The organism is Bradyrhizobium liaoningense, from assembly GCF_018130785.1.
Lineage (GTDB): Bacteria > Pseudomonadota > Alphaproteobacteria > Rhizobiales > Xanthobacteraceae > Bradyrhizobium > Bradyrhizobium liaoningense_A.
Genome location: NZ_JAFCJT010000001.1, coordinates 1 through 18549, shown reverse-complemented (window position 1 = coordinate 18549; position 18549 = coordinate 1). Strand labels below are relative to the sequence as shown.

Sequence of the window (18549 nt, the reverse complement as noted above, 5' to 3'; positions counted from 1 at the left end):
AATCGATCTCGTGAGCAACCAGAGTGTTATCAAGTTTGCCCAGGAATTATTGCTCAACGAGGAGCGTAATACCGTCAGTCCGGCGCTTATCAACGCGAAGATTGATCAGGTGCTCGCGTTCCAGCCAAGCTGGCAGAACGGGTTTGATCGCGAGGCAGCCATTGCGGAACTTGTGAGGCGATTCAGTCTGTGGGTGGGAACGGACTCAACGATCCACAATGACGACGGTCACAAGCCGTGGCTTGAGGCCGCGCGCAAGACAGACTGGCGCTACTGGCAGCGCTATCGTGAATATCTTGAATCGCGAATGTCGGTTCTGGCCGTCGATGCACTCGATCGATCTACCGACACGATACTCGGAATGCTCGAGGATCCACTACGAGAAGGTCCGTGGGATCGGCGGGGCCTTGTAGTTGGTCACGTTCAGTCCGGTAAAACGGGAAACTACACCGGGCTTGTTTGCAAGGCGGCGGACGCTGGCTACAAGATCATCATCGTCCTCGCCGGGCTTCACAACAATCTGCGATCGCAGACCCAGATGCGGCTGGATGAGGGGTTTTTGGGCTACGAGACCCGGCCGATTGCAGACGACATTCGCGAAATTGGCGTTGGATTGATCGATCGTGACCCAGCAATTCGGCCGAACTACGTTACCAACAGGACGAACAATGGCGATTTTAACACCGCACGCGCGAACACGCTGGGCATAACGCCAGAGCAGCGGCCGTGGCTCTTTGTGGTCAAGAAAAACAAAACGATCCTGACGAGGCTGCTGGCCTGGATCCGGCATCACGTCGCCGACAATCAGGACGCAAACGGGCGCAAGGTTGTGAGACGGCTGCCGCTGCTGCTCATCGATGACGAGGCCGACCACGCGTCGGTGGATACCGGAGAGCAAATCTTCGACGAGAATGGCCTGCCGGATGAAGAGCACGAGCCCACGGCCATCAATAGTCTGACGCGCAAGATTCTCAACACGTTCGTCCGATCTGCCTATGTGGGCTATACGGCAACACCGTTCGCGAACATCTTCATTCACGAACGGGGACAAACTGCAGAGGAGGGGCCCGACCTGTTTCCGTCGGCCTTTATTGCAAACCTGGCCGCTCCCTCGACCTACGTTGGCCCAGCCCAGATTTTTGGATTGCGATCGGATGCAGGTCGGACTCTTGGGCTTCCCCTGTACCGTGAAATCAAGGATCACGTCAGCGAAGATGGCAAGGGTGGCTGGATGCCACATACGCACAAAAACGGGTACGTTCCAGTCTCCGAGAGGGACACGGGAATCCCGGAATCGCTCGAGCGTGCGATAGAGTCGTTCCTGATTTCCTGCGCTGTCAGAAAGCTGCGCGGTCAGGGAGCTGCCCATTGCTCGATGCTCGTGCATGTCACACGATTCACGTCCGTTCAGAAGATTGTCCATCAACGTGTCGAAGAGCACGTGCTGTCGCTGCGGCAGCGGCTGGTGCGTCGCATCGGTCACGAAGATGCCGAAGCGCGACTTGAGCATCTATGGAACAGTGACTTCCTGCCAACAATCGAAAGTGCAAGGCGCAATTTTCCGTCTTTCGTTGATCAGATGGACCCGCCTGCATGGTCGGATGTTCTTGAATCAGTTCGCTTGATAGTGGCAGATGTCGATGTGCGGATGATCAACGGTACCGCAAAGGATGCTCTGGACTATGCCGACCAGACCGGACCTGGTCTGAAGGTCATCGCGGTCGGCGGAGATAAATTATCGCGAGGTCTGACACTCGAAGGCCTGTGTGTCAGCTACTTCCTGCGCACATCCAAAATGTACGACACATTGATGCAGATGGGGCGCTGGTTCGGTTATCGGCCGGGCTACATCGATCTTTGTCGGCTCTACACCACGGCTGAGCTCGCAGACTGGTTTGGCCACATTGCAGACGCCGCGGAGGAGCTGCGGGAAGAATTCGATATTATGGCGGCTTCAGGCGCAACCCCAAGGGAATACGGGTTGAAGGTGCAGTCGCATCCGGTCTTGCTCGTGACTTCGCGGTTGAAAATGAGGGCGGCCAAGAGCCTGATGCTGTCGTTCAGCGGTCAGGTTTCCGAAACAGTCACTCTGTTCACCGATCCTGCGATATTGGCCCGCAATCTGGACGCGGCCAGACAATTCGTTTCGCGTCTTGGAGACGGAGAAGATGATCCCGAGCGCAATAGAGGAGAAACGACGCAACGTTGGCAGGGTAGGTTGTGGGAAGGGGTCGCTGGAAGTGATGTCATTGCGTTTTTGAATGGCTATAAGACGCACCCGGTCGCCTACAAGGTCAATAGCATCCTTCTGGCGGAGTTCATCGGCAAGATGAATGCGGTGGGAGAGCTTACGAAGTGGACCGTCGCTGTTATCGGAGGCGGTCGCGGTGAGTCTTGCAGCCTTTCTGATGGTTTGAGTGTATCCATGCTAAAGCGTGCTTCAGAAGGGGCTGAGGGGCGTTATTCAATTGGTCGATTGCTCTCGCCACGCGATGAGGGTCTCGATCTGAATGCCGCTGAGTGGAATGCGGCGCTGTCGGCCACGCAAGCGAGCTGGAAGCCTGACCCGGCCCGCTCGAAGTCGACAGAGGCACCGTCGGAGCCATCGGGCCCCGCAATCAGGCGGGTACGAGGTGAGGGCATCAACGGGCAAGACGGTCATCCGGAACGCGGCCTCCTTCTTCTCTATTTGCTTGACCCCGCTCAAGCCGATGACGCCCGTCTGGCCGGGCTGCCTCCCGTCGTTGGGTTCGGCATCAGCTTTCCGGCAAGCGAGTCTGGCACGAAGGTTGAGTACAAGGTGAACAACGTCGCCTGGATGCAGGAGTATGGCGGTGCTGACTGACACGGAAGAGCTGGAGGCGGCCTGGAATGCGCTTGCTGGGCAGAAGCCGGAACACGGGATACTTTCGGTCGCGTTGGGTCATTCCGGACCCCGGTTCCGGGGGGGCGTTAAATTCCCGGAGGCCAGCGAAGTTCTGCTGGTCGGCTTTGACGTTGAAACGGCGCCCCCCAAAGCTCAGTTGCCGGAGGGCTTCGGATTTCGGGTTGAGGTCACTAAAGAGTCGCCCGTGCCGGGCTTCAAAACTGGAATCTGTCTCGTTCGTGAAGGCAGTCTTGCCTTGTTCGTGCAGATGGCGGCTGACGTGGTCGCCGCTGTTTCAGGATCGACCCCGCAGTCGGAAGCCTGGTTGCTCTCTCTCATGTTGGCCAGAATCCGCGCGTGGCAAGATTTTATGCGCAGGCCCAAGTCTGACCGGCTCTCGCTGGAGGAGGAGATTGGCCTCTTTGGCGAGCTGTCATTCCTTCGCTCGTCGCTGGCTGCTGGAGCAGTTGCCAACCTGCTGGTTCAGGCGTGGGTAGGCCCGCGCGGAGGGCTTCAGGACTTCCAGACCGATACGGTAGGAATTGAGGTCAAGTCGACGACTTCCGCAAATGGCTTTCCCTCCCAGATAAGCTCCCTTGAACAGCTCGATAGTCTGGCCGGTCGCGCTATCTTGCTCGCGGCGATGCGCCTGTGTGAGCAGCAGTCCGGGGAGACACTTCCGGAACTGGTCGTCGATCTGCGAGATAAAGTCGCGCATTTGCCTTCCATATTGACGTCGCTCGACCGCGCTCTGCTGTTGGCAGGCTACGAGCCGCAGGCTGAAGCACTGTACACTCGGCGGCTGGCGCTCATCGAAATGCGTATTCTGGAAGTCGATAACGCATTTCCATGCCTTGTTCGCAGTTCGGTACCACCCGCCATAAGATCGGCAACCTATGAGATCGATCTTGAACTTGTGAACGGAGCGACGGTCTCGCATGCGGAGGCGCTCGCACGCTTTGGAGTGAGTCAGCCATGACCCTTGAAGAGTTTCTCGTACAGACACAAGGCGACGTTCGTAAGCTCGTGAGCGAACGGATGGCAGAAGGAGGGTACCTAAAAGCAGAGGCGGCCTTCACAGATGTGGTTATGCAGCACCTGTCGGAGTGCGGCATGACGTTCGATACGCGGCCGCTTCATATCGAGCGTAAAATCAGTGGAGCGATGCTGAAGCTGAACGGCTACGCTGTTTCGGATGATGCCGACCAGCTTGATCTGTTTGTTACGCTCTATGCCGGAACGGACACCGTAGAGAGCATTCCAGACAGCGAAGTCGTTAAAGCTGCAGAGCAGTGCCTGAGATTTTTGGGCAAGGCTGCAGATGGAACGCTGGCGAACGCCATTGATCCCTCGGATGATGCATATGAGCTCTGTCTGACGATCAGGGATTGCTACGCCGAACTGGAGCAAATCCGGGTCTACGTCATCACTGACCGTCAGGCCAAGACGAAGTCCTTCAAATCGAAGGAAGTCGCGGGCCGGTCGGTGCGACTTGAGGCGATGGACATAGAGCGCCTCTACCGACATTGGTCCGAGGGCAAGCCGCGTGATGAACTGGTGGTGAACTTCGAGGAAATATGTGGATCTGCCATACCGTGCGTGTATGTCCCTGGCGAAGACGAGGACTACGACTATGCGCTGACGGCGATGCCGGGCAACGCTCTCCGTCTATTGTATGATCGGTACGGGGCGCGCCTTCTGGAGGCCAACGTGCGGTCGTTTTTGAGCCAGACTGGAAAAGTGAACAAGGGTATCCGGGATACATTGCGCGATGCGCCAGAGCGCTTCATGGCTTACAACAATGGAATCGTTCTGATCGCTGATGAAGCAAGCTTCTCACGCACATCTGACGGTTCTACCGGGCTGTCGTGGCTGAAAGGAATGCAAATTGTTAATGGCGGTCAAACTACCGCGTCTATTTACTTTACCAAACGCAAGCACCCCGAAGTCGATCTCGGACGCGTCAGAGTGCCAGCAAAGGTTATTATTCTTCATCGTCATGATCCGGAATCGGAAGACATTCTGATTGGCGATATCTCAAAATACGCTAACAGCCAGAACGCGGTGAAGGTGTCGGACCTTTCTGCGAACAAGCCCTTCCACATCGAGCTCGAGAAGCTGGCCCTAGCGACCTACTGCCCCGATGGTGTTGGTAGGTGGTTTTACGAGCGTGCGTCGGGTAGCTACAATGTCATGCTTGCACGGGAAGGCACTACGCCAGCGAAGCTCAAAAAGATCAGGGAGATGCTTCCCTCGTCCAGAAAGTTTGGCAAGACAGATCTGGCAAAGTACATCCAGGCCTGGTCAGGCAACCCACATATTGTTTCGCTGGGGAGCCAGAAGAATTTCGATCGGTTTATGTCGGACCCTGAAAGTGCCGCCGCGTCGGTATCGCTCGATGTTGCCGGTTACAAGCAGCTGATCGCTCAAGCTATAATCTTCAAGGCAGTGCACAAGATCGTCCTCGCAGGCGACTTCAATCAGGCGCAGGCGAACATCACTGCGTACACGGTTTCCTGGCTTGCCGAGCAAGTCCGGGATAAAATATCGCTGGAGTCGATTTGGCAGCGTCAGTCAATTTCGCCTCAGTTGTCCGCTTTTGCAAAGGTACTCGCATCCAGAATGGATGAGGTCCTGCGACAAACTGCGGCCGGCGCCCAGATCTCAGAATGGGCCAAGAAGGAGGAGTGCTGGGCGAGGGTTCAATCAGGCACGTTTCCACCGATACCAGCCGGCATTCCGGAGTTGTCTCGATAGACACGGCGATCGATATGGGCATTCTTTCGAAGCTATTTCGCGGTGTAGTGGTAAAGCAGCTGGCCCCGGTGGAGGTCGACGCCAAACGATCAAATCAACATGAGTTTAATGGCTCGAAGCCCTTGATTGATTTGTTCGGACGGCAACAGCCACAGCGTCTTCAAACGGACTTTCATCGAATGTCCAGCGCGGGCGAGTTGACGTCTGCATCAGGAATGTTGACCTGGTACGACGCGAGAGCCCGACACCCGACCCGGACTGAGTATCGGCTCTACTACTACGATAACTCCGTCACGCAAAAGGCGTCTGCAGGAGATTCGCTGCTCATCGGTCGCAAGTTCGATGGTTCGACATTCTTGTTGACGGCTCCGTCTACCGGAGCAGCTGCCAGTCGCATTGCATGGCTGTTCGGTATCGAAATCAAGCCGGGTGCTGCGTTTGCGGCTCTGGATCTCAAGCGCACGGATAAAGAGCGACTGAGTGAAGGATTGCAAATCGGTCTTTCCGAGTTGCCCTCGGCCTGGGAAGCTGAGAGTCACGCAGCACTTGAGGAGGAGCGGCCGGAGATACGATCCGCTGTTCGGGAGCTGCAACGGAGACTAAGCAAGGCATCGACATCTGGTAACCAGTTTCAGTCTCAAGATGGCGAATGGTGAGGGGCATGTGACGTCCGGTCGTCACTCGGCAATCTGCCTCGTCTGGACCAGATTTACGAAGTCCTCGACATTCATCATCCAGCTTCTCTGGACATCACGGTAGGTGACGTGGAGGGCGGCCGGCAGCACAAGCTGCAGCTTCTTGGCGCGCATTTCGTCGGTCTGGTTCTCCGAGATACCGGGCTCCAGCGTGAGCAGGTGCTTGTGCGGAATGCGCTCGGCTTCCGAAAGCACCTGGCGCCACCTGTCCTTGCAGGTCGACTTGGAGCCGAGCATAGTCAGTTTTTCGGCCTTGAATTCCGAGTCGTGGTACGCGGCCTTGCCGGGAAAAAGGAAATCGGGCTTGTTGCGCAGCTCGGTCTCAACACCGCGCTCGAATTTCAGCTCGCGGGCAGAGAACAACGCAGCGACGTGATGCTCCAGCGACTTGCCCGCGCGCGATTTGCGCCGGTTCTGAACGCTGAGGGAAAACGAGATAAAGCCGTCCACATCCGGAACCTTGTCAGCAAGAAAGCCGGCTCGCAGGCGGTCGGCAACGACGAGCCGCTCCAGCCGCCTGAATAAAAGTTCTTCGCGCTCGATCCACGCCATGAGCACGGCATCAGCGTTGTCGTTGGCACTCACGTCCGCCAGCGAGTCCCTTGCCAGCTTTGAAAAGTCAGCAGTGGCGGGAAAGTTGATGCCAAACGGCTCAAGGATGCTGTCGAGCTTGTCTGCTTCCGGCTCCTCGGCATCGATCCCGAGCTCGTCAAGAATGTACCGTGCCGCAAAGTCGAGCCGCGATGACTGGTCTTCCGGGATCTCCTTCACTCTGAAGGTCAAGTCGGGCTGCTCTTCGAGGCCAAACAGGTAAAAGAGCTGGCTCTGGATCGTGCTGTCCCTGGGCGTTACGATGATCATCGCCGTCCCGTCAGGTCGCATCGCAACAAAGAATGTGTCGCCTGCGCCCATCAATGCTGTGACGCCATTCGCATAATAGTAGAGACGGTACTCCGCGGATCTGTGCGCCTGCTTCCTGCGAGCGTCGTACCAGCTTACGACGCTGTCCTCGGAGATTGCTTCCTGCTCATCGCTGAGCCAGATGAACCGGGCAGGGATCTTAAGCCGGTCATCATCGCCGAGCAGCCTGCGGAGATGGCCGCCCTGAAATTCGTGCTGGTGCGAACGCCTTGGATCGGCCTCGACGGCGCTGAGGCGTTTGACAGCAACTCCATCGAAGTAATCGGACAGAAGCCCTCGCTGCATTCTATGCCCCGGTGAGTTCAAAGCGTTTTCTGCTGGACTTCAGCCACTTCGAACACCTCTCGATGGCGCGCGAAGAGTCAAGACGGGTGCGCCCCTTGAGGGCGCATTCCCACACGACTCCGACCCGCCAGCCTGCTTCCTGCAGCTTCGTGATGTTCACTTCGTCACGCGTGACGTTGCCATTAATCTTTGTCCGCCAGAATTCCGGGCGAGAGGAGGGCCATTTGAAAAGATGGCAGTTATGGCCGTGCCAGAAGCAGCCGTGAACGAAAAGCACGGCATTCCACTTCGGGAAAACCATGTCGGGCTTTCCGGGCAATGGCGCATGGATGCGGAAGCGAAAGCCCTGCGCGTGGAGGCCCTTGCGCAAGAAGATCTCGGGCCTGGTGTTCTTTCCCCGGATGCCGGACATCATCCGGCTGCGAACCTCCGGAGAGACGACGTCAGCCATTGGCGACGCGTAGGTCCAACGCTCGCTGAGCGTCCTGTTCAGGCTTGATGGCCTCAACGAGATGCGGCTTCACTGCCTTGGCCACGAATTCAACAACCGGCACGACGACGGCATTCCCGAACTGCCGATAGAGCTGTGTGTCAGACACGTCCTTCAGAATGAATGGTTTGCCCGGCCGGTCGAAACCCATCAGGCGCGCGCATTCAAGCGGGGTCAGACGGCGAGGGCGGTTTCCCTTTTGCTCTACCAGGATCTCCGAACCGTCCTTGTAGTAGCGCTGCGATAGCGTGCGCGTGACATCGTTGGGGCCGAACAAGCTGAAGCCAAAACCGTTACCGGCCGCGTTGTGCTTCTTCTTATAGTCTTGCAGGTATTTCCAGAGGTGTGCGGTCAGCGTGTACTTTGGATCGACCTCCGGCTCCAGGATGTCGCCGAGCTTCGGTCCCTTGTCGGCCGGCGGCAACTGTAGCGCCTTGAAATTGAATGTGGTCGGGTTCTTGAAGCCAACGATGAAGATGCGTTGCCGCTTCTGCGGCACCCACGGCTCCGAACTGATGACACGATGCTGGACATGATAGCCCAGCTCATCAGTCAGCACCTTCATGATGGTCTTGAAGGTCTTGCCGCCGTCATGGCTCTCGAGGTTCTTGACGTTCTCCAGCACGAACGCCGAAGGTTCATGATGCTTGATGATCTGAGCTGTGTCGAAAAACAGAGTGCCCTGCGTCTCGTCAAGGAAGCCGTGCTTTCTTCCAAGTGCGTTCTTCTTCGACACACCGGCAATGGAGAAGGGCTGGCAGGGGAAGCCCGCCAGCAGCACGTCATGCTCCGGGATCAGATCGGGTTTCTCTGAAAACTCGCGGATGTCACCGGCGATCGGGTGATTATCGGGAAAGTTGTTGGCGTAGGTCTTCTGGCTGTTCTTGTCCCACTCGGACGTGAAAACACAGCGGCCGCCGATGCTCTCGAAGCCCTTTCGCAGGCCGCCGATGCCGGCGAACAGGTCGATGAAACGGAACCAGCCGGGAGTGTCAGCTACGCGGGCCGCGGCAGCCTGCTCCAACAGCTTCAGCTCGGCGCCTTCGAGCCTAGTCTTGCCGTTCTGGTAACGGAACCCGGTGCTGCGGGAAACACCAATCAAATGAATGGCTTCGTCGAAGGACAGGCCGGCCTGCTGGCGTAACGTCGTGAATCGCGTCAGTTTACCGACCACCGTTTGTCCCCCGAATCTGTGTCATCGAGTCTCACCGTGACACAAAGATTCCCAGCTAACAATTAAAATGTTCCTAATTTGTTCTCGTGGCGCGGGTGGCGCACAGGAAAATTAGCGCCGCATAGCTTGGGGTAGGCAGTGTCTGTTGAGAAGAAGGGCGCGTCTTGTGGGGCGGCTGTTTTCTCCGTTTCGCGCCCCGCCGACTTGGCGCTCCTTCGAAAACCGGGGGATTTCTGGTTGAGGATGCCCCCGAAGCGTTGAGCGTGCCTTGACCATCCAGACGGACACGTTCTAATTTTGTTCTCATTGTCGGGAGCCGGCGAAAGCCGACCAGCAAGGTTGGACCAACTCCTTTTGGACAACAGCAACCGGCTCAACCCTCAGACAGGGAAACATGCACGAGATCATCTGTCCCCACTGTGCCAAGGCTTTCAAGGTCGACGAATCCGGCTATGCGGAGATTCTGAAGCAGGTCCGTGACGGGGACTTTGAAAAACAACTGCACGAACGGCTGGAGTTGGCTGAGCGGGAAAAGCACAACGCTGTGCAATTGGCAAAGGCGACAGTCAGCAGCGACATGCAGAAGGTCGCCGCCGCCAAGGAAGCAGAGATTTTTGAGCTGAAATCCAAACTCGCCACGAGTGAAGTTGCTCGGAAGCTTGCCGTTACAGAAGCACTTAGTGCGGTGGAAAAAGAGCGTGACACGCTCGCGAACGCGCTTGCGCAAGCCCAACGCGAGAAGAACGCTGCCTCAGAGCTTGCTGATGCCCTTCTGGCCAGCGAGTTGCACAAGGTCTCCGCTGCCAAGGAAGAAGAAATCCGGGAACTGAAGGCCAGGCTCCAGGCCGTCGACCTTGAGAGAAAGCTTGCGGTGACCGAAGCCGTCGGCACGATCGAAAAAGAGCGCGATGAGCTGAAGAACGGCATCAAGCAGGTACAGCTTGAAAAGCAGCTCTCTGAACAGTCGCTCAAGGACAAGTACGAAACCCAGATCAAGGATCGCGATGACACGATCGATCGTCTGAAGGATATGAAAGCCCGGCTCTCGACCAAGATGGTTGGCGAGACCCTCGAACAACACTGCGAGACCGAGTTCAACCGGGTACGCTCGATGGCCTTTCCGCGCGCGTACTTCGAGAAGGACAACGACGCACGGACTGGCAGCAAGGGCGACTACATCTTTCGAGACTCGGACGACGCCGGCACCGAGATCATCTCCATCATGTTCGAGATGAAGAACGAGAGCGATAGAACCGGCACGAAGAGCAGGAACGAGGACTTCCTCAAGGAGCTCGATCGGGATCGCGCCGAAAAAGGCTGCGAGTATGCCGTTCTGGTCTCATTGCTCGAGCCCGACAGCGAACTCTACAACGCCGGTATTGTCGACGTTTTCCACCGCTACCCGAAAATGTATGTCGTCCGGCCGCAGTTCTTTCTGCCGATAATTACGCTTCTGCGAAACGCAGCCACCAACTCTTTGAAATACAAGACGGAGCTGGCGCTCGTTAGGGCGCAGAATATCGACATCACCCAGTTTGAAAGCCAGCTTGAGACGTTCAAGAACGGCTTTGCCAAAAACTACGATCTTGCGTCCAGAAACTTCCAGACGGCGATCAACGAGATCGACAAGTCCATCGACCATCTCCAGAAGACGAAGGACGCACTGATCGGCGCAGACCGCAACCTGCGCCTCGCGAATGACAAGGCTCAGGACGTGACGATCAAGAAGCTAACGCGGGGCAATCCGACGATGGCAGCGAAATTTGCGGAGTTAAAAAGCCAGGTTGAGGCCGCCGAGTGATAATGCCGTGAGCCGACCTTGCATAAAGCACTCACCTAAAAACCATTTCACTTCCTCCTCAGCTAGGGATTGGCAGACAACGAGGTCATGTAGCACCGGCCAACCACCAGATCGGCAAACTGTCAGGAAGCCACGCTCTTTTGCGCCGAGGGCCCGGGTTGATCTTTTATATTCTTTACGATCCCTTCGAGCGATTGCACTATTCGACCCATGTTATGTTTTCCGATATGGACCGCGACGACTTTGGGTTTGAGAATCTGCCAAGGTTTCCGTTCTGGCTTGTCTGGCTCCAGAAATCGCTTGTAGGCCTCGTAGGCCAAGATATCCGCAGTTTGTAACGGCATCTGCTCAAGCTTGCCGCCAAACAGCAGCCTCATCGGTACCTTGTTTGGGTTCGCGTTCTTGCTGATGAAATCAAATGAAGTAATGGCATCTTTCTCGTAGCTGTTGTTTTCGTGAATAAATTTGAGAAGTTCTTTCTTGTTGGGCTTTAGAAGTTCGAGCAAGGACTGCACCAGCCAGTGAAAACAGGTAGTGTACGGATTGCCGAGCGATTTCAGCAGCTCTTCCTTGCCCTCGGTGGCTTCGCGAAACTCCTTTTTATTGAGCGCGATAACAGCCCCGGAAATTTTGTTGCCCATGATGACCGGAAGAAGCTTCTTCACCAGTTCAGTACGCTCTTCTGGCGACCAACCTTCGAATTCGCCCACGCGGTTCGCAGCATCAACTGCATGAAAAACCTTGATAGGGCGTTTTGCCTTCTTCCATTCCCGCGACCATTCCAGCCAAGCTTTGGGCCGGCCAGCGTAGGCCGCGACGGTTACGACATCCGCGTCACCATGGGTTCCGGATTCATCAACATAGATCTTGATCACAGCAGCGCCTCTAGCTTGAGTGAATTAGATGTCGTGCTCGACTAACCATAGCAGCCGTTGATGTAGCGGCATGGATCGATTCATTGACCAATACGCTCGATGAGCGGACCGTCTTCGCCTATGGCGCTGAAACGGTAGAAGCGCACGCTGTCCCTCAGGTAACTGAATTTTTGCCGCGCGAGCTGAAAGAACTTCTCGTCACACGTCGAGATGATGAATTGCCGGGTGCCAAAGTCTGACTTCAACAGACCCATGATCAAATCCAACAGAGCATAGATGTTGAGATCGTCGAAGTGCGTTACGGGATCATCGAGAAAGACAGGCGCCAGCGCCGACCAGTTTTGTCCGCTGCAGGCCGTCAAGAAGAGACCGAGCTGTAGTGTTTGCTTTTGGGACTCGCTGAAATAGTCGACCGGTCGCAGCTCAACACCATGCCGTTTAACCGTGACCGAAATCTCGGACCTGCGGTTGATGATCTCGACGTCGTCAAAGCCGTAGACCGATCGAAGCCGTCGCTGAATGACCGACGTCCGCGGGCCGTATTGACGCGTGAAGTTGGCGATGGCCGCGGCCTGTTCGTCGGACAGGATCTTCTCAATCGCTGCGAAGTATTCCCGCCAAGGCTTACGCGCGTGGCTCGATGCTTTCTTGTCGGCAATGAGTTTCTCTTTCGCCGATATGGTTGCTTCAAGTCGGGCGAGCGCCGCGGCTGTCGTTGCGGCATCGAGGCCAATTTCGGCACTCGCAACACGCTGATGTAGCGCGCGAAGGCGCGCAAGTGCCTGCGTCTCTTCTCCCAGTTTGCCGATCAATTCCTGCTCGTCGGAATCTTCCGGCAATTCGGCGTCGACCAGCCGCGCGACGATGGTCTTGCGGGCCTGTTCGTTCTCGTTCGCACGCCTGCGAAGGATAGGGAGTTGGCCTGCGAGTTCCGCGATGATGCGTGATTCCGCATCGAGCAGTCCCTGCAGCCTTGTCTGTTCTTCCGTCGCGGCATCGTGAGACTGGCGAAGCTCGTCGAGCAGTCCCGAGCGATCTTGCTCCGCTTCATCCAACTCATCATTGCTCGCATCCAACGTCACGCCGCTTAAGCGCGGGTCGCTACGTAATGTCGTGAGCCCCTTGCGAATTCGCTCCAGTTCCGTATTTAGCCTGGTCCTCGCCGTCTCTTGCTGGGCGATCGACTTGGTGAGCACGTCAAGGGCGGTCTTTGCGGCGTCGGCGGCATCCGCGGCCGCCTTCACGGCAGCATTGCTGTCTTCGATATCCTTGCGGGCTTCGGTGGAATTGGCCGCGATCTGTCGGGTCAGATCAGGCAAACCCGCAGATGCATCCAAGCCGAGGTCGTCAGCGGTATTCGCCCAATCATTGATCTCGCGATCACGGGCGATGCGATCGTTTGCGAGATGGGTCAATTGCGCTTGAACGGACTTTTGGGCCTGACGATTTCCCGCGAGCTGTCGGGCGATTTCCTGGATACGCTGCTGCAATCCGGCGAGCTCGATGCGTGCTGTCCCCGCGCCGTCGAGGGTCATCTTCTCCTGGATGTGGCGGACCAGATCATCTTGGCTTCCGTGATCGACCCCGCACAGAGGGCAGTTGCCGTCCGCGATATGTTTTTGCAGCTGGGAAAGCAATTGTCGAAGCTCAGACTGGCTGCGATCGGCATCGGCTATCACCCGTTCAAGCGCTGCCTGCTGCGGCGCATTCGAATCCAGTTGCGCTTGAAGCGTTGGCTCTGCGGAGCGCAACTCCTGCAAAGTCTCATTCAGAGTGGCTTCTTGCTGCTTGATTTCGGCAAGGCGGTCGGTACTCGCCTTCCACGGGCTCAGGGCCGCACGAAGTGCTTCCAGATCGGTAAAACGCTTCCTCGCTGCAGCCTGCCATTCAACAGACGTCGCTAGCCGATTTGATTTTTGCTGCAGATCGGCTGAGGCGGTTGCTGACCGGCTGCGATCAGCGGCCACCGCGTCCGTCGCCTGATTGAGCCGTGCGATCTGTGCGTTGAGCGAGTTAAGCGCGCTCGCGTAACCCGGGCGCTGATCGCGCACCCATTTGAGGTTGTCGAGCGCAGATTGAGCTTGCCGGATCTGTGCGGCGATCTCAGCAACGCGCTTGCGAACGGCGTCCAGTTGCTGCTGGGCGGATGCCTTCACTTGCTCGGAAGCCAGTCTGCGAGAATCGCCCGCTCCGATCTGCGCGCGCAGGTCCTTCCCTTCCTGGATCAGGGGCGAAAGCCGGACGACTTCTTTGGCGAGTTCGGAAAGCAGGGCAATCCTGCCGTCGCTTTCAGCGATGCGGACCTCCAGCGTTGCCCGCCAGCCACGCACCTTCGTGGCGTCGGGTGCACCAGAGCCCGCATCGACGCCGATATCGTTCAACGCGGCGCGCAAATTGCGAAGCTCGGCATTGAGAGCGCCGATGTTCGACTTGTCCTTGATGGTACGTCGAAGCCCGTCGAGCTCGGACTTGTCCGCCTTCAAGGAAGCCGTGGTTTCCGATATTTCGGAAGAAAGCGTATCGAGGCTGTTCTTGAGTATTGCCACGATGTTGGCGGATTTCTTCAGCGCGTTCTCATAGTCTTCGAACGCCAACATGCGCGAGACAATCTCGCGCGGCAAGGTGCAGTGATCCTTCAAGTTCTGCATCAGCGCCTGATTGTCCTGGCTGAACAAATGGGAAGCGCGAAACAAGTTGATGAGATTGTCCACCCGCTCGGCGACGGCCTCGCCACTCTTGGTTAGCTGTTTGAGGATCGGCTTACGGTCGGCCGGGGATCCATCCAGTAATGCACGCGCTGGCTCGGAAACTGTCCTCTCGATCGTGTGGGATTTCCCGTCTGATCGATACGTCAAGGCGACGCGAGCCTCTTCCGGCTTGCTGTCGAGATGGGCTGCTACCTCGTTGAACCGGTTCTTGTCGGTAACCTTGAGTCGGCCGATCGATCCGGTGACCCCGAAGTCGATCGCGTCAAAGAACGAGGTCTTGCCGAACCCGTTGGGACCAAAGAGCACGGTGATCTCGCGGCCGATCTCGAACGTCATCGGAACGCGGTACGCGCGAAAGTTCTCGATCGTGACGGATTCCAGCAGCACAGGCGCGCTGGTCTGCTCGTCAGAGGCTGCGGATAAGGTCGCTACACGTGTCGGTATTTTGGGGCTTCCATACTCGTCGGTCAGACACGCTTCGACGATCCGTTCCGCGCTTCGTTCATGCTGAGCGACGATCTGCCTGGCTAAGTTCGTCGGAACTCCAGACTGTTGAAGGAATGTTTGCGCTGATGCGGGACGAAGGGCTGGGCCGTCAAGCTGCGTCAATGGAAGGAAGGGCAGCCGCGCGAGTGCGTTCCCGACGTGCTCGCTGAGCGGCACCACGAATTTACGGCAAAAATAGACGTCGGTTTCGATATCCGATGCGAACTGGTCGAGCTTATCAGTGTCGCTTGCGACGCAAAGCACGTAAGATAGATCGTATTGATCCCATTCCTTCGATCGCTCGGCCTCGTCCTTAAACGCTTCGTAGCTTTCCTCGAATGTTGCGTGCGGGTCGGAACCTGCAAAGGCGAAGGCGGCGATGACCCGATCGGTTTGCAGGATTGTGACCGGAAGACCTATTCCAGTCTCCAACATCGACAGGGTGCCACCCGGCACCTGACCGAGGCACGCCTTCACCGCTTCCGCGTGACCTTCGTTAAGCGCCGGCATGGGCAGCTACTTTTTGTGAGAGTTCTTCGACGGTGGCCGCATCGATGAAGGCGGCTACCAACCCTTGATAATCGACGTGGATAATCGCGCTTTCAGGATCCGTGATCTTGCGCTCCTCACCGAGCTTCGGCGCGGTGGTTTGAAGGATGCTGCCAGCTCGGCGTTTGCGCGGCGAGTTGTCACGATCGCGCGTTACCAGGATCGTCTGCCGGCGGGTATTCGGCGTGAACTTGGCCTTTGCGTATTTGTGGCATTGGTCATGCGTCTTGCCCCGTACGGCGAGCAGGTCGAGCGTCTTTCCGCCGACCGACACGGTCGCATGTCCGACGTCCTGATCGCTTGCAGCAGCCCCGCCGCTCATGGCGAGCAGATCGAGCGTGTGCACCACATGACCGAGGGCGTCCCGTTCATCGGCGTCCCATGCATCGGCGTCGACTTCGGCGGCGCCGCGTCCGCTTGTCTGACCGTCGCGCGCGGTGGCCAACCGTATAACCTTGTCGCAAGAGGGCGCGGAGAGCGCGCGCAATTCCTGAATCGATGTCGCATGTGCGGCGTCGGCGCAGGCACCGAGGTCGCCCGCAGGTTGGAAATCGCTGAGGCTCGTTACATCGTCAAGCTCATCGTTGATCCATTTGACGCAGGCCGGGACTAGGTCGGATGGCGTGCGTGGGTCGGCGGCCGCGGCCAGCGGGAAGACGAACGGCCTATCGACCGCGAACGAGCGGTTTGCGGCACCAGCAGTTACAGAGTCGGGATTGATCTGGACAAACGAATGAATGCACGCGCCTTTTTCACGGAAATACGCATCGCGGAAGGCATTTAACAGCGGATTGCCTCTGAAGCGCGGGCCGCCCCTCGTGACGGTCGGCCGTGAAGCGGTTTCCTGAAATAGAGTTTTAGGTGAAAAAACCACGCTGGTGCCGCCGTAGAGTTCGGATCGCCCAGGGGCAGGCTTGCCCGCGCTGTTGGCGAACACGAGGCATGTCCGATCCCGCTGGACCTTCGGCACGATCGTCCCATCGAAGAAGGATACTGTCGCGTTCATGAATGTTGGATGGGAAGGGCGTGGGTTGTATTGAATGACGAACATCCATGAAAGCGGCAGCTCGCCTTCGCCGGCCTGGATGCCGAGATCATCGAGGGCCCACCGCCACGAGGGCTTGGCACTGATCGTCGCGATCCAGTCGAAACAGATCAGCGAGGAGAAGCGGTACTTCGAGCCATTGGACAAATCCCCCTTGAAGGAAAAGATCGACTTGCCCCGGTACATATTCTGGTAGCTGATGTTCTGCTCTTCCCAAGCCGGCCAAAGCTTGGGTTGCAACCAACGCTCGACCGTACCATCGGCAGCCTTAGTCCAAGTGATCGCGCAATTGATCCATTCGTTGGCGCCGATGTTGCCCAACGCGTTATGCTCGGTATCGAGTTGGCTACCCGCGCGACCCGCCAGATTTTCGAAATCTGCCTTCGAAAGCGCATCCACCCCGCCGATGACGATTGTTCCCGTCGGCCACTGCTGGTCCGCGAGCGCCGCGTCGATCAGGCCGATCCCATCTAGACCGGGGATGCTGTATTCCGGGAAGATAGTGAAATGCGTTTTCTCAGCTTGATGCGGCGCGGCCCTCGAGACTGCAAGCGTCGCGGTCAGATTACGCAAGAGCTCGGGTTTGCCAGCGAGTGGGGTTCGATATGGCTCATGCTGCGTCAATGTCAGATGGGGTTGAGCAATTACTACTCCTACCCGATCGTGCGGTATTATGACACCTCGGTCAGTGAGGTCGACTCGTGAGACATTGATCATTGTGAAATGAATTTGCAGATAAGCATCGAATTGTCGGTATTTAACTTGGTCGACATACGTGAATTGACTGCGCCAGTAAGATGTGATCGCCCTCGCTACAACTTATAGGCTAGGCGGTAATGCGCACAAGAGCGTTGCTTTGCGACGCCGCACCTCCAGCACGAGTGTCGACAGCCGTCACGAATCGATCGCTGACTGCCTGATTTGCGCGGATCGCAAACGATGCGCGCTGCGCCGATGGTGGGCACGTGGTCGTTTCGTCGTCGCGAGCGGCTCGATGATCGGGGTCTGATCGGAGATCTCCCGGATGTGTTTGGGGGACTATTTGTAAACTTGAAATCGGGCTTCACGGGGCATTGCCGCGAGGCGAGACCCTGTCCGGCTTTCGCCTTTTCGATCATGTTGTCTGTTTGGCTGGGTCTTCTTTGACTCCGCGGGCCACGATCCGGAGGCTATCGTCCGGAAGCGGCCGTTGCAGTTTCAGGACCTCGTCTGCAGACGCCGTCATCCAAGTCTCGACTTCATCCAGCGTCGTCAGGATCACTGGCATCGCCTTGAGATGGATGGCGCCGACCTCGGCGTTCGGCTCTGTCGTTAGGAACGCGAAGAGGTCGTTGGTCGTCTCACCTTCCTTGACCTTCCGAACGGACGTCCAGTTGGTCCAGATGCCAGCGAAGCAGGCGAGGGGACGGGTCTCATCGAGCGCAAACCATATGTCGCCGCCCTCGGCTTTGTTGAATTCGCTGAAAGAGTTGAACGGCACTACGCAGCGGTTTTCGACTCCCAGCCATCTCGTCCAATGCTTGCTCTTCACGTTGCGGATATTGGTCGTCCCGCCGTCCGGCTCCATTCTGAGCAATTCCTTGAAATCCACTGCCTTGCCCTTGGCCTGCAGCTTCTCGGCTCGCTTCTTTGTGGCGTCCATCAGCGCCTTTGATGACGATGGCATTCCCCACCGCGCCGTAGCGAGCTCGCGGCCTTCGGCTCCGATCCGGACGATCGGTGCCTTGTAATCGGGGAAGACCCCCGGCATCGGTGCCAGATTTCCAACGTATCGGTTCACCACACGAAAAAGCGCGCTAATGGCAGCCTGGTTGGTTGTGATCGAGTAGAGATTGCAGATGTGGACGGCCCCCACTTGTCAGGATTGTAGCAGACTTTTGGCCAGATCGCTTGCTAT

At 57.3% G+C, this 18549-nt stretch carries 12 protein-coding genes; 5 read left to right on the top strand and 7 right to left on the bottom strand.

Translation table 11 applies throughout. From position 1 onward, the window contains the following. Positions 1–10: 10 nt before the first annotated feature. Genes JQ627_RS00060 through JQ627_RS00045 form a run of 4 tightly spaced genes read left to right on the top strand, consistent with a single transcriptional unit; the run spans position 11 to position 6279 of the window. Complete coding sequence (locus JQ627_RS00060) at positions 11–2845, top strand: Z1 domain-containing protein (RefSeq protein ID WP_212482139.1); 2835 nt, start codon at positions 11–13, stop codon at positions 2843–2845. Further along, entirely contained in the window at positions 2829–3845 is a 1017-nt protein-coding gene (locus JQ627_RS00055; RefSeq protein WP_212482138.1) for a PD-(D/E)XK motif protein, read from the top strand. The genes JQ627_RS00060 and JQ627_RS00055 overlap by 17 nt, the downstream gene beginning before the upstream one ends. Continuing rightward, positions 3842–5623, top strand: a complete 1782-nt coding sequence (locus JQ627_RS00050) for an AIPR family protein (RefSeq protein ID WP_212482137.1) — start codon at positions 3842–3844, stop codon at positions 5621–5623. The genes JQ627_RS00055 and JQ627_RS00050 overlap by 4 nt, the downstream gene beginning before the upstream one ends. A 14-nt stretch (positions 5624–5637) precedes the next feature. Next, on the top strand, positions 5638–6279 hold the full coding sequence (locus JQ627_RS00045; RefSeq protein WP_212482136.1) for a hypothetical protein: 642 nt from the start codon (positions 5638–5640) through the stop codon (positions 6277–6279). Positions 6280–6300: 21 nt separating this feature from the next. Here JQ627_RS00045 and JQ627_RS00040 read toward each other — a convergent pair whose 3' ends face one another. From JQ627_RS00040 to dcm, 3 genes are read right to left on the bottom strand one after another with little or no spacing between them, the layout of a single operon-like run. Further along, complete coding sequence (locus JQ627_RS00040) at positions 6301–7524, bottom strand: type II restriction endonuclease (RefSeq protein WP_212482135.1); 1224 nt, start codon at positions 7522–7524, stop codon at positions 6301–6303. Position 7525: 1 nt separating this feature from the next. Beyond that, entirely contained in the window at positions 7526–7975 is a 450-nt protein-coding gene (locus JQ627_RS00035; RefSeq protein WP_212482134.1) for a very short patch repair endonuclease, read from the bottom strand. After that, positions 7968–9188 carry a DNA (cytosine-5-)-methyltransferase gene (dcm, locus tag JQ627_RS00030; RefSeq protein WP_312015719.1) on the bottom strand — a complete coding sequence of 407 codons (1221 nt, stop codon included), beginning with the start codon at positions 9186–9188 and terminating at the stop codon, positions 7968–7970. Before dcm ends, JQ627_RS00035 begins: the two co-directional genes overlap by 8 nt. Positions 9189–9582: 394 nt before the next feature. Here dcm and JQ627_RS00025 point away from each other — a divergent pair, with 394 nt between their 5' ends. Further along, complete coding sequence (locus JQ627_RS00025; RefSeq protein WP_212482133.1) at positions 9583–10989, top strand: DUF2130 domain-containing protein; 1407 nt, start codon at positions 9583–9585, stop codon at positions 10987–10989. Positions 10990–11111: 122 nt separating this feature from the next. Here JQ627_RS00025 and JQ627_RS00020 read toward each other — a convergent pair whose 3' ends face one another. The 4 genes from JQ627_RS00020 to JQ627_RS00005 form a co-directional block, all read right to left on the bottom strand. Continuing rightward, the gene (locus JQ627_RS00020) at positions 11112–11864 is read right to left on the bottom strand and encodes a DUF3800 domain-containing protein (RefSeq protein WP_212482132.1); all 753 of its coding nucleotides are present in this window, start codon (positions 11862–11864) and stop codon (positions 11112–11114) included. A gap of 80 nt (positions 11865–11944) precedes the next feature. After that, positions 11945–15568: an AAA family ATPase gene (locus JQ627_RS00015; protein ID WP_212482131.1), complete on the bottom strand. Its 3624-nt coding sequence runs from the start codon at positions 15566–15568 to the stop codon at positions 11945–11947. Beyond that, positions 15555–17225, bottom strand: coding sequence for a hypothetical protein (locus tag JQ627_RS00010; protein WP_212482130.1), 1671 nt, complete (start codon positions 17223–17225; stop codon positions 15555–15557). Before JQ627_RS00010 ends, JQ627_RS00015 begins: the two co-directional genes overlap by 14 nt. A gap of 541 nt (positions 17226–17766) precedes the next feature. Further along, entirely contained in the window at positions 17767–18492 is a 726-nt protein-coding gene (locus tag JQ627_RS00005) for an SOS response-associated peptidase (protein ID WP_212483115.1), read from the bottom strand. Between the last annotated feature and the right edge of the window lie 57 nt (positions 18493–18549).

What these genes read in the sequence shown, in the direction of transcription:
- JQ627_RS00055 (WP_212482138.1), top strand. Translation starts at nt 2,829, where the DNA reads ATGGCGGTGCTGACTGACACGGAAGAGCTGGAGGCGGCCTGGAATGCG.
- JQ627_RS00050 (WP_212482137.1), top strand. Translation starts at nt 3,842, where the DNA reads ATGACCCTTGAAGAGTTTCTCGTACAGACACAAGGCGACGTTCGTAAG.
- JQ627_RS00045 (WP_212482136.1), top strand. Translation starts at nt 5,638, where the DNA reads ATGGGCATTCTTTCGAAGCTATTTCGCGGTGTAGTGGTAAAGCAGCTG.
- JQ627_RS00040 (WP_212482135.1), bottom strand. Translation starts at nt 7,524, where the DNA reads ATGCAGCGAGGGCTTCTGTCCGATTACTTCGATGGAGTTGCTGTCAAA.
- JQ627_RS00035 (WP_212482134.1), bottom strand. Translation starts at nt 7,975, where the DNA reads ATGGCTGACGTCGTCTCTCCGGAGGTTCGCAGCCGGATGATGTCCGGC.
- JQ627_RS00025 (WP_212482133.1), top strand. Translation starts at nt 9,583, where the DNA reads ATGCACGAGATCATCTGTCCCCACTGTGCCAAGGCTTTCAAGGTCGAC.
- JQ627_RS00015 (WP_212482131.1), bottom strand. Translation starts at nt 15,568, where the DNA reads ATGCCGGCGCTTAACGAAGGTCACGCGGAAGCGGTGAAGGCGTGCCTC.